Source organism: Tenuifilum thalassicum, from assembly GCF_013265555.1.
In the GTDB taxonomy this organism is placed as follows: domain Bacteria; phylum Bacteroidota; class Bacteroidia; order Bacteroidales; family Tenuifilaceae; genus Tenuifilum; species Tenuifilum thalassicum.
The window spans coordinates 707,045-718,670 of sequence record NZ_CP041345.1 but is presented as its reverse complement, the minus strand read 5'-3'; the positions used below and the strand labels follow the sequence as shown (position 1 = coordinate 718,670).

Annotated in this window: 9 protein-coding genes; 4 read left to right on the top strand and 5 right to left on the bottom strand. The window is 38.8% G+C overall.

The window, feature by feature from the left end; translation table 11 throughout:
- Window positions 1-5: 5 nt before the first annotated feature.
- The 3 genes from gldD to FHG85_RS02970 form a co-directional block, all read right to left on the bottom strand.
- Entirely contained in the window at window positions 6-581 is a 576-nt protein-coding gene (gene gldD / locus FHG85_RS02980) for a gliding motility lipoprotein GldD (RefSeq protein ID WP_173072866.1), read from the bottom strand.
- The gene (gldE, locus tag FHG85_RS02975; RefSeq protein ID WP_220429223.1) at window positions 568-1,887 is read right to left on the bottom strand and encodes a gliding motility-associated protein GldE; all 1,320 of its coding nucleotides are present in this window, start codon (window positions 1,885-1,887) and stop codon (window positions 568-570) included. The genes gldD and gldE overlap by 14 nt, the downstream gene beginning before the upstream one ends.
- A gap of 107 nt (window positions 1,888-1,994) precedes the next feature.
- Complete coding sequence (locus FHG85_RS02970; protein ID WP_173072864.1) at window positions 1,995-3,683, bottom strand: right-handed parallel beta-helix repeat-containing protein; 1,689 nt, start codon at window positions 3,681-3,683, stop codon at window positions 1,995-1,997.
- A gap of 401 nt (window positions 3,684-4,084) precedes the next feature.
- Here FHG85_RS02970 and FHG85_RS02965 point away from each other — a divergent pair, with 401 nt between their 5' ends.
- Window positions 4,085-4,324, top strand: coding sequence for a hypothetical protein (locus tag FHG85_RS02965; protein WP_173072861.1), 240 nt, complete (start codon window positions 4,085-4,087; stop codon window positions 4,322-4,324).
- A gap of 39 nt (window positions 4,325-4,363) precedes the next feature.
- Window positions 4,364-4,948, top strand: coding sequence for a cysteine hydrolase family protein (locus tag FHG85_RS02960; RefSeq protein WP_173072859.1), 585 nt, complete (start codon window positions 4,364-4,366; stop codon window positions 4,946-4,948).
- A gap of 230 nt (window positions 4,949-5,178) precedes the next feature.
- Here the strand turns inward: FHG85_RS02960 and FHG85_RS02955 are convergent, their stop codons facing one another.
- Together FHG85_RS02955 and FHG85_RS02950 are read right to left on the bottom strand one after the other, a co-directional pair.
- Complete coding sequence (locus FHG85_RS02955; protein WP_173072857.1) at window positions 5,179-5,811, bottom strand: YiiX/YebB-like N1pC/P60 family cysteine hydrolase; 633 nt, start codon at window positions 5,809-5,811, stop codon at window positions 5,179-5,181.
- 1 nt (window position 5,812) lies between these two features.
- Window positions 5,813-6,610, bottom strand: coding sequence for a helical backbone metal receptor (locus FHG85_RS02950; RefSeq protein ID WP_173072855.1), 798 nt, complete (start codon window positions 6,608-6,610; stop codon window positions 5,813-5,815).
- A gap of 361 nt (window positions 6,611-6,971) precedes the next feature.
- On the opposite strand from FHG85_RS02950, the gene FHG85_RS02945 reads away from it, so the two are divergent.
- Together FHG85_RS02945 and FHG85_RS02940 are read left to right on the top strand one after the other, a co-directional pair.
- Entirely contained in the window at window positions 6,972-8,885 is a 1,914-nt protein-coding gene (locus FHG85_RS02945; RefSeq protein ID WP_173072853.1) for a DNA topoisomerase IV subunit B, read from the top strand.
- 26 nt (window positions 8,886-8,911) lie between these two features.
- Window positions 8,912-11,566, top strand: a complete 2,655-nt coding sequence (locus FHG85_RS02940) for a DNA gyrase/topoisomerase IV subunit A (protein WP_173072851.1) — start codon at window positions 8,912-8,914, stop codon at window positions 11,564-11,566.
- Window positions 11,567-11,626: the final 60 nt, after the last annotated feature.

The following is an 11,626-nucleotide window of genomic DNA, read 5'->3' as shown; positions in this document are numbered from 1 at the left end:
GAAAATTACTTCCACCTAAGAGTTTCGATAAGATGGATAACATCCTTAGTAAAGAAATCAACAGCAGGAGCAAGGGAATCCTTGTTGGGTTCACATCTGAAGTAGAGCGCACCACGTATGTAGTGTCTCGAAGAATCGGTTAAATAGAACTGAATGGAGCTGGCCGAGTTTCCTCTAATATCGTAAAGAATTCCGTAAACATTTTTTTCGGGGTTATCAAACACCATTTCGTCAATGGCATCTGCCTTATAGGTATGCTTATAGGCAAGCGTTCGGGCATCCTCGGTAAGCTGGTTAAGGTTGTTGCTAATATCTTTATAACTCAAATGAATCTTGGCTTTATATTTTGGGAAGGCAACACTTATCCATTCCCCCTCGCCATCTCTGTTTCTCTCTTTAACAATAGTTCCATAAACTGGATATTCAAATGTAAAGGGGTAAATTGTATCAAGTAAACGATACTGTTTCTCGGGAAACGTCAACCTAAAATAGCCACGTGGTTTAGGAACTGGCTCATCGGCACATGAAACAAGCAAAAAAACTAGCAATGAGGATATTAGTAACGACTTAGGATTCGGCATCTTCGTTTATTTTAACTCTTACTCTCTTTATTCTACGGTTATCTACTGCATCAATAGTAAAAGTAAACTGCTTACAATCTACCTTTTCATTTTGCTTTGGTATCTGCCCCGTTTTCTCCAATATTAACCCTGCAATTGTTTCAGCATCGCCACGGACATCGTCAAAAATATCATCGTCGCAACCTACAATTTTACAAAAATCGTTGAGCATTACCTTAGCCTCAAATATGTAGTTTTTATCATCGATTTTAGTATATAAACGCTCGTCATCGTCTGATTCATCTGAAATCTCTCCAACAATCTCCTCCAGAATATCTTCCAGAGTAACAATTCCACTAGTCCCGCCATACTCATCAACTACTATGGCCATGTGGATATGTTTAAGCTGAAACTCGGTTAGCAAATCATTAATTTTCTTGCTCTCGGGAACAAAGTATGGTGGTCTAATAAGATTTTGCCAACGAAAAGTGTTGTCCTTTTGAATGTGAGGTATTAAATCTTTGACATAAAGTATTCCCTTGATATCGTCGAACGATTCATTATAGATTGGAATACGGCTATATCCAGATTCAATAACCACCTCGCGCAACTTTTCGTAGGAGGTATTAAGATCAAGTGCCACTACATCGATTCGGGGTTTCATTATTTCACTCACAATTGTGGAAGTGAATGAAACAATACCCTCAAGAATTTGGCGCTCCTCGGCCAGCTCTTCGGCAGTGAGTTCTATGGCATCGCCTAGCTCATCCATTGAAATCTTTTGCGGTGTAGCCACCCTTTTATTTATTATAGTAGAAGAATGAATTAGAAGTTTAGAAAGTGGCTTTAACAAGATAATCATAGCGCTAATTAAAGGGGCAACCACCTCTGCAAAGCGTAAGGCACGATTTGATGCTAGAAGTTTTGGAAGAATCTCGCCAAAAAGGAGCAAGATAAAAGTGATTATCACCGTCTGGAATACAAAACCAAAAACAGGAGCTTGACTAAAATCGAAAACAGATAGAGTTAAAAAGGTAGAAAGAATTACTACACCAACATTGATAAGGTTGTTTGCAACCAGGAGTGTTGCAAGAAGCTGCTCAGGGTTTGAGAGGTTTGTTAAAACTTTAGACTTTTTCGACTTGTCTTCAAGTTCCTTAATTTCGGCAGGTGTTAAAGAAAAGTAGGCTACCTCTGAACCGCTAAATAGAGCTGATAGGATAAGCAGCCCGCAAAGAACTATTAAACCAAGATAAAAGCCAAACGTAGGAGGTGTAAAAAGTACACCGTTTGTAATCTCATTAAATAAGTCACTAAAACTTTCCAAACTCAAGTACGAATTGGTTAACTTCGTAAAGTTAGAAAAAATAATAAAATGATAGCGCAAAGCTATCAAAACAATGCGCTATTGATTAAAACTGTATTATACACTAGCTAGTTGCTGCCCACATTGCCCAAAGCACAATTGCTAAACGTATTACCAGAACCACTAAAAGTTGCATTATCAAGGAAAATGCCCCAACCAGCAGAATTGACAAACTCGCAGTTATTTACACTAAATGATGTTTGAGTAGCCCATATTGATGCTCTATCGCTTGAAGAACCTTCCCCAGCATAACTGAACCGACAATATTCAAAACTGGTATTGGAAGAATTATTATCCCAAAGATAAATACCCTCCCATGCCCCTGCTGCAGGCGATGAAGCACTGGTTGTAAATTCAATGATATTATCCGGAGTACCAGTGGCTATAAGGGTTGAATTTTGATTGGAACCAACATGAAATCCGGTATTTGCACCAAATTTAAAAATCGCACCCGGCTCAATGGTAAGCGTCCCATTATCATAGTTAAGATCATCGTCAACATAGTAAGGTTTGTCATGCTTGCGCCAAGTGATATTCCCAGTTGAACTTCCTCCAAAAACATTAATCCCCTTACCATCAGGACAATTAAAAACATTCCCGGTTCCTATGGTGTGTATAAATTCACAGGAAAGCCTTAGGGGGTGATTACCACAATTCTCAAACTGATTATCATTCATCTCTATAAAACTGGATTCGGAGCTGAGTTTTAACCCGTAATCTTTAGCATTCCTGACGGTATTGTTAGAAAAAGTAATTGCACACCCCTCAAGATTTACGGCACCATCACCCGTTTCCCCTGCATACTCAATCGTGCAATACTTCATGCTTGAGTTTAGGCTATTCTCCCAAAAGGTAATGCCATTCCATGCACCAGCAGCAGGTACTGTAGCACTACTAGTGAAAACAATAGGGTTAGCGGCAGTGCCATTAGCAAGTAAAGTTGAGTTTTCATTGTATCCAATATGAAAATCGCTTTCTGCTCCAAACTTAAATATAGCTCCTGGTTCAATGGTTAATGTTCCATCTTCAAAGTTTAGGTCACCTTCAACAAAGTAGGGCTTATCGAGTTTACGCCAGGTAACATTTCCTTTTGCAGTACCTTCGTATACATTTACTCCCTTATTCTCTGGGCAAGTAAAAACATTACCAGTTCCAATAGTGTGCATATACTCACATGGCAATCTTAGGGGATGATTACCACAATCGCTAAAACTGTTACTATTCATTTCTGTAAAGCTTGCTTCGGAGCTGAGAGCTAAACCATAATCCTTAGTAAACCTAACAATGTTGTTAGAAAAAGTAATCGCGCACCCCTCAAGATTTACTGCGCCTTCGCCCGATTTACCAGCATATTCAATCGTACAAAATTGCATGCTCGAATTCAAACTATACTCCCAGAAGGTTATCCCTTCCCAAGAACCCAGCGTGGGGTTCGAAGCATTAGACGTAAATACAATTGGCTTATCAGCAGTACCATTAGCAATTAGTGTAGCATTACTACTATAACCAATGTGCAGGCTTGCGCCAGCTTCAAATTTTATGGTAGTACCTGGTTGAATAGTAAGAATTGCACCTTCAACGCTAACGCTTCCACTTATAACATAGGTTTTACCCGACTCCCACGTGGTATTCTGAATGATATCCGTTGAAATTATATTCGACCCTGAACCATTGCCATTATCGTCGGGTTCACATGCCACAAATAATGACATGAAACCGGCAATGACTATAAGTGTAATTTTTGATTTGTGGTCCATTTTATTTTGGTTTGATTTATTAAATAAATTTACGCCTTTTAAATTCATAATAAAATATTTATGTATAAGAATGCATTTAATTTAAGATATGTTAACATTGAGTTTGACTAGCAGAAATTAATAATACTTTTTCATTTCAACTTTCTTTTTGTCAGCAATATAGTAATACTCTTAAAGAATCTTTTCGTTATAATACAGTTTAGAACATGCATTCTACCAAAACCAAACTATTAGACAGGAACAACACCATTTAGCAAACGAATAGCGTTAGTATTGTTTAATCACCCAATAAGATATTGATTTACATCAATATTATTAATTTCTTATAGTATTGACTTTTAGATTTAAAATAGCTAACTTGAAAATGAGTTTGAGGATTAACTTATAGTAATAAGTTACCCATGTATAAAAGAAGACACAATACGGTAGTTGATTTTTTGGGTCGAATGCATATGAACACCGACCCCTTTTGGTTTTACAATCTAGTGGTTTTCTTTGACGAGGATAACGATAATAAGCCACCCAATGGCATGCTTTCATTTTACGATTTATTTGTGGACCAACTCGATGTGAAACTTTTTGAAGAGCAAATACCTCAAAGTTTAAATAATAGCAGAGCCTGTTTCTACTACCTCAACTAGTTCATTCAAAAACATTATCTTTACAAAAATCTTACTACAATGCGTAAACATCTTCTTTCGCTACTATGTGTGATGGCACTAAGTATCACATTAAAAGCGATTCCAGACACTAGCCGAGTTGCATTAGTTATTGTTGATATTCAAGAATTCTACTTCCCTGGAGGGCTGTCGGAACTTGTAAATCCGGAACCCGCTGCCCAGAATGCAGCAAAACTTCTATCCTATTTCCGAGAAAACAACATGTTAGTGGTTCACATAGGACACAAGGCTAGTAGCGGTATGGATTTTCACAAACTGGTAAAACCAGCAGAAGGGGAAGCCGTGTTTATCAAAACAAATGTTAACGCATTCAAAGGAACGGGTTTACTAGAATATCTTAGAGGGCAGCAGGTTTCTAACCTTGTAATTTGCGGAATGCAAACACATATGTGTGTTGAAGCAGCTGTACGCGCTGGAGCCGACTACGGCTTTAAGGTAACTCTAATTCACGATGCTTGTGCCACAAAAGACTTAAAATGGGAAAATGAAATAATTCAAGCAAAAATGGTTCACCTATCAACCCTTTCCACACTAAAAAGCTACGCCAAAATTATGAGCACCGAGGAATTCCTAAAAGCGAACTAGTAAGTTTGCACAAACAAAACATGCACTTCCAACATTAAGCATGAAAGGGAAAAAATCAGGACTTTTCGATTCGTATATTTTCGATTCAATAACTTATAAAAATAAATGGTTAAGCTAAGCAATTGCGCTTGGAGTTGAATTATTATTCTTGTTAAATACCTTTCCTCATCTTATTAACCTATAGCATTCAATAACATCCCACAAAATCTTAAACAAATCAAAAAAGAGCACTAATAAAACACTTTTACTATTGATAGTTTTGGGCTGCGTGAGTAATCTGCCGGATTGCATCCAGGCTTCCCTTCTGGTATAGGTTGGTTTTTATCGCTAAAATATTCCACCCAAGTTGAGTCATATTCTCCTGTGAGAGGGTTCTTCCAAGTCATCGGACGCAGGTTAAACAAATGATTACCTTCATCATCAAGATATGTCTCATACACAAGTTCTGAACAATAATACTTCCCATTGTTCAAAAGAAAATCGTCATCATATGGACATCCCACCAGCTTGATGGCGCGATTAACTGATTCTGCAAGGTATTTCGTATACCTTGGCTGCAACCGTCCCACAATGATTTTGGGATTTCCTGCTCTATCTATACTTCTTTGCATGAACTCTTTCAATTCTGTCAAACGAACCGTCCCGTATGCCTCAATTACATAGGTCCCACTATCAGTAACATTTACAATTCCTACATGAGAAATTTTTCTACCCTCGTATCCTGATGTAACATTTTCAATAGCATCGCATAACGGTCCACAATCAATATCTTGAAAAAGTAAATCGCCCGATTTAAACTCAAACTCGCGAGTACACGATATGAAAGTAATCAACAGCAATAAAGTAAAGCTCAACTTTCTCATCTTAAAACATTTTGATAAGTTCACTAAAATAATCAGCGGCTTTTAACATTCTTGAACCATACCAGGCAAACATTTCTCCATCAACCAAGAAAAGTTTAGAGTTTGGGAATAAGGATTTTAGTTCAGCCATATCGTCTTGTGAGAACTCGTAGGGTTCTGACGGGAGTAAAATAATATCGGGATTATGATTAATAACCTCGCTTAAATCAACAACGGGATAGGACTTGTCATATCCATCAAAAATATTTTTAAGCCCACAAAATTTTAACATAGATGAAATAAAGGTGCTTGCATTGATAGTAATGTACGGATTTTTCCAAACTGGGTAAAATACTGTTTTTGAAGTCCTCGCTGTGCCCAAGTTCCTAAACTGAGAGGTAACCTTTTTAGATATTTCATTAGCCTGCTCGGTTGTACTAGTTAATAAACCTACAGTTTGAATCATCTTAATGGCATCATCAAAACCACTGATATCAAAAGTGTATACGGAGCATTCAGCAGCAACATCTAACACATTCTCTTTTTGATTCTCCGACTTTTCTGCCAATATCAAATCGGGCTTCAGCCTTCGAATCAAACTGGCATCTACATTTTTAGTTCCTCCTACAATTACTTTTGATTTAGCCTGTTTAGGGTGAATGCAATAACTTGTAACACCAACAATTTTATCGTCTAACCCCAAATCAAAAAGAAGTTCGGTTATTGAAGGCACTAATGAAACGATTCTTTGAGGTGGAAATGAAAAAATTATCTCCCTACCAAGATCATCAATCACTCGCTTTTGTTCTTTTACTGACATTTCTTTTTTTTGCTGTAAAAATAGTAAAACCCTATAATGGTTGATGGAAGATTAAACGGCCTAAAACATTGTCAAAAGAATAGTTTTTCAATGGCACTCAATCTATGAAATCTAAAAACTTATTTTAGGACAAACTTATAAATAGTTCTGAATTCTTATGACAAAAAACGCTTTTACTTTAGTTTCAAACGTTGAAACATCACATTTAATCACAATGTCACAACATGATTAACCTTATTTCTTTGCCATGTTGAAAATCAAACGGTTAAAAAATATCGCGTAGCTGTTGATATTTATTTCTGCATTCATTCCTTGAGCCAATTCAATTTGGTTATTTTTGCAGCAAATTGGAGATATTGTCATGAGTGTTGGATATTCCGAAGATAGCATTAAAACCTTAGAATGGCAGGAGCATATTCGCAAACGCCCTGGAATGTACATTGGTAAGTTAGGCGATGGTTCGCAACCCGATGATGGTATTTACATTCTGCTCAAGGAGGTGGTTGACAACTCGATAGATGAGTTTATGATGGGTAACGGGAAGCGTATTGATATCACTTTAAATGATAAAACCGTTTCCATACGTGACTACGGTAGAGGTATCCCCCAGGGTAAACTTATCGATGTAGCCTCTAAAATGAACACGGGTGCCAAGTACGACTCAAAGGTTTTCAAGAAATCTGTTGGGTTAAATGGGGTTGGTATCAAAGCAGTTAATGCCCTTTCCAAACAATTTATAATTAAAAGTATCCGTGAGGGTGTTACCAGGGAAGCAGAGTTTTCTGCTGGGATTCTTGTTAGCGATAAGGAGTATCCTGCTAATGGAGAACCTAATGGAACTTTCGTGCAGTTCACACCCGATGAAACGGTATTCGGGAACTATGTATTCCAGGAGGAGTACATCGAAACCATGATTCGTAACTATACCTACCTGAACACCAACCTTCTAATCACCTTTAACGAAAAAGAGTTTATTTCAAAAAATGGTCTGCTTGACCTGTTAAATGAGAATATCTCATCGGAACCTCTCTATCCCATAATACACCTTAAAGGCGAAGATATTGAGGTTGCCATTACTCATGGTACAGGTTACGGAGAGGATTACTATACTTTTGTTAACGGACAGCATACCACCCAAGGGGGAACACACCTTTCTGCATTCCGCGAGGCGTATGTTAAGACTATCAGGGAGTTCTACAAAAAAGATTTTGACCCTTCCGATATCAGAACCTCAATCATTGCAGCCATAAGCATCAAGGTTGAAGACCCTGTATTTGAATCGCAAACCAAAACCAAACTTGGAAGTAAGGATATGGGCCCTAATGGTCCGTCGGTAAGACAGTTTGTGATTGACTTTATTAAGGAGAAACTCGATAATTACTTACATAAACATGGCGAAGTTGCTCAAACTCTTCTCCAAAAAATCCTTGAGTCGGAGAAGGAACGAAAGGCCATTTCGGGGATAAAGAAGTTAGCTCGTGAACGGGCAAAAAAGGCAAGCTTGCATAATCGTAAACTGCGCGATTGTAGGGTTCATTATAATAGCAAAAATCCCCGTGCAGAGGAAACAACGCTTTTTATAACCGAGGGGGACTCAGCGAGTGGCTCTATTACAAAATCGCGTGATGTGAACACCCAAGCAGTTTTCTCTCTTAGAGGTAAGCCTTTAAACACCTATGGTTTAACCAAAAAAATTGTTTACGAGAACGAGGAATTTAACCTTCTGCAATCGGCACTCGATATTGAGGAGGATATGGATAACCTCCGTTACAACAAAATTGTAATTGCCACCGATGCCGATGTTGATGGTATGCACATCCGCCTTCTTCTAATTACATTCTTCCTTCAGTTCTTCCCCGAACTAATAAGGCAAGGTCATCTATTCATATTGCAAACGCCACTTTTTAGGGTTCGTAACAAAAAGAAGACAATCTACTGTTACTCACCCGAAGAAAAGGAAAAAGCAATTGCCGAACTTGGGCCAAACCCTGAAATCACTCGCTTTAAAGGTTTAGGTGAGATATCACCCGATGAGTTTAAAAACTTTATTGGTCCCGACATCAGGCTTGATCCCGTACGATTAACTAAAGACGACCAGATTCAGGAACTACTTTCGTTCTATATGGGTAAGAACACGCCCGATAGGCAGGAGTTTATAATTAACAACCTACGTATCGAAGAGGATATTATTGACGAGGAGCCCCCAGTCAAAATATCCGACATTGATGAGAATGTAGATAAAACTGATGACAGTAACGAGAATTTAGTAGCATAATTAACTATACACTATAGCTCAAGAACATGCGATTGGACGATTTTGAAGCGGACGAGCTGTTAAGCGAAGGCGATGATAAGAATAGCACGCCTGACCAGCATGCCAAAATAGAAAAGTTAACAGGTGAGGCAGCCAAGAAGAATCACATTTCTGGAATGTATAAGGATTGGTTTCTTGACTACGCCTCGTATGTAATACTGGAACGTGCCGTTCCACATCTCGACGATGGGTTAAAACCTGTGCAACGTCGCATCCTTCACGCCATGAAACGCCTCGACGATGGGCGTTACAACAAGGTAGCCAACATCATTGGTTACACCATGCAGTATCACCCACACGGAGATGCATCAATTGGAGATGCGCTTGTTCAACTTGGACAAAAAGACCTCCTTATTGACACACAGGGTAACTGGGGTAACATACTCACTGGCGATGGTGCTGCAGCCCCACGTTACATTGAAGCACGACTTTCAAAATTTGCTCTCGATGTGGTTTTCAACCCAAAAACCACCGAGTGGATGCTCAGCTATGATGGCAGGAACCAGGAACCCGTTACTCTTCCAGTTAAGTTCCCTCTGCTCCTTGCTCAAGGCGTTGAAGGTATTGCCGTTGGTTTGGCATCAAAAATACTACCTCACAACTTTAATGAGCTTATTGATGCTTCGATAAGCTATTTAAAAGGAAAAGACTTTGAACTATATCCCGACTTTCCTACAGGCGGACTTGCCGACTGCAGCAAGTACAACGATGGTTTACGAGGCGGAAGTGTAAGGGTGCGTGCAAAAATTCAAAAGGTTGATAGAAAAACCTTGGCAATAACCGAGATTCCATATGGAAAAACAACAACTTCGCTTATCGATTCCATCCTCAAGGCTAACGATAAGGGCAAAATAAAAATTAAGAAGATAGACGATAACACAGCCGAGAATGTTGAAATTCTAATCCATTTGCACCCCGATGTTAATCCCGACATGACCATCGACGCGTTGTATGCCTTTACCGATTGTGAAATGTCAATCTCTACTAACGCTTGTGTTATCTACGAAGACAAACCACGCTTTATGGGCATAAAGGATATTCTCCGGGCATCGGTAAACCGAACCAAGGACCTCCTTACCATGGAGCTAAATATCCGCTTGCGCGAACTGGAAGAGGATTGGCATTTTTCATCGCTTGAAAAGATATTTTTCGAAGAACGCATCTATCGTGAGCTGGAAAAAGATACCGAAACCTGGGAGATGGTTCTTGAAGCCATCGAACGGGGCTTTGATCCATATCGAAAGCTATTCCGTAGAGAAATCACACGCGAAGATGTGGTAAAGCTCACCGAGAAACCTGTTCGAAAAATATCAAAGTTTGATATCAAAAAGGCTGATGAGCATATTAAAGCGGTTGAGGCTGAAATTGAGCAGGTTAAACATCACCTTGCGCATATTGTTGATTACACTATCAACTACTATCAAAACATTAAAAAGAAATACGGGAAAGGGCGCGAACGTAAAACCGAACTTCGTAGCTTCGATACCATTGAGGCAACAAAAGTGGTTGTAGCAAATGAGAAACTATACGTTAACCGTGCCGAAGGATTTGTAGGGACAAGCCTGAAAAAAGATGAATACGTTTGTGAATGCTCCGACATCGATGATATTATTGTAATCCTTAAAAACGGGAAATACTATATCCGAAAGGTACAAGACAAAGACTTTTTCGGGAAAGATATTATGTACGTTGGCGTGTACACGCGAAACGATAAACGCACCATATACAATGTCGTATACCGCGATGGTTTGAACGGTAATATTATGATGAAAAGGTGCGCTATTACTGGAACGACACGCGACAAGGAGTATGACATTACAAAGGGAACACCAGGCTCTCAAATACTTTGGCTTTCGGTAAATCCGAATGGGGAAACAGAGGTGCTAAAGGTATATCTTAAACCTCGCCCACGATTAAGAAACCTTATCATAGAGCTCGATTTTGGTCAGCTTGCCGTAAAGGGTAGAAATTCACAAGGAAATATTTTTACCCGTTATGCCATTCACAAAATCGTTCTTAAAGAGAAAATTACAAGCACAGTTGAGGGAGTAAAGGTTTGGTACGACCCTGAGGTTATGCGACTTAACCTAGAAGGGCAAGGTGAACTCATCGACGAATTTATGCCTGGCGAAAAAATTCTTATTGTTAACCCCGATGGGAGTTACTTCCTTGCCAACACCGATTACTCCTTGCGTTTCGATGAGCAACCATTAATTATTGAAAAATACGACCAAAACAAGGTTTATTCTGTTGTTTACTACGATGGTTCTCAAAAATACTACTACCTGAAGCGCTTTAGCTTTGAATCAACCGAGAAAATTCTACCATTTATTCCCGAAGGAGATGGCTCAAAACTCGTTTCCATAAATGCTGATATTTACCCATGTTTAAAAATTACTTTTGGCGGTAAGCATGCCAATAGGGAACCTGAAGAGATTGATGTTGATGCTTTTATTGCTGTAAAAGGGCAAAGAGCTAAAGGAAAGCGAATAACCACCCTTACAGTCAAAAAGGTAGAGTTTATAGAACCCCTTGAAAAAGAAAAATCGGCATTTGCCAATAATAAAGAGAATGAGTCCGATAACGACCCTGAAGAGAATGAAAATGATAATACTTCAGAACAAATGTCGCTAGGTTTATAGTTTAAAGAGCGGGTTTTACCTGCTCTTTTGTTATCTTTGGAATATATATTTTGATATAAT

Bases quoted from the DNA above. Each gene is read 5' to 3' on its own strand.
- FHG85_RS02965 (WP_173072861.1), top strand. From the start codon at position 4,085: ATGTATAAAAGAAGACACAATACGGTAGTTGATTTTTTGGGTCGAATG.
- FHG85_RS02970 (WP_173072864.1), bottom strand. From the start codon at position 3,683: ATGGACCACAAATCAAAAATTACACTTATAGTCATTGCCGGTTTCATG.
- gldD (WP_173072866.1), bottom strand. From the start codon at position 581: ATGCCGAATCCTAAGTCGTTACTAATATCCTCATTGCTAGTTTTTTTG.
- FHG85_RS02955 (WP_173072857.1), bottom strand. From the start codon at position 5,811: ATGAGAAAGTTGAGCTTTACTTTATTGCTGTTGATTACTTTCATATCG.
- FHG85_RS02960 (WP_173072859.1), top strand. From the start codon at position 4,364: ATGCGTAAACATCTTCTTTCGCTACTATGTGTGATGGCACTAAGTATC.
- FHG85_RS02945 (WP_173072853.1), top strand. From the start codon at position 6,972: ATGAGTGTTGGATATTCCGAAGATAGCATTAAAACCTTAGAATGGCAG.
- FHG85_RS02950 (WP_173072855.1), bottom strand. From the start codon at position 6,610: ATGTCAGTAAAAGAACAAAAGCGAGTGATTGATGATCTTGGTAGGGAG.
- FHG85_RS02940 (WP_173072851.1), top strand. From the start codon at position 8,912: ATGCGATTGGACGATTTTGAAGCGGACGAGCTGTTAAGCGAAGGCGAT.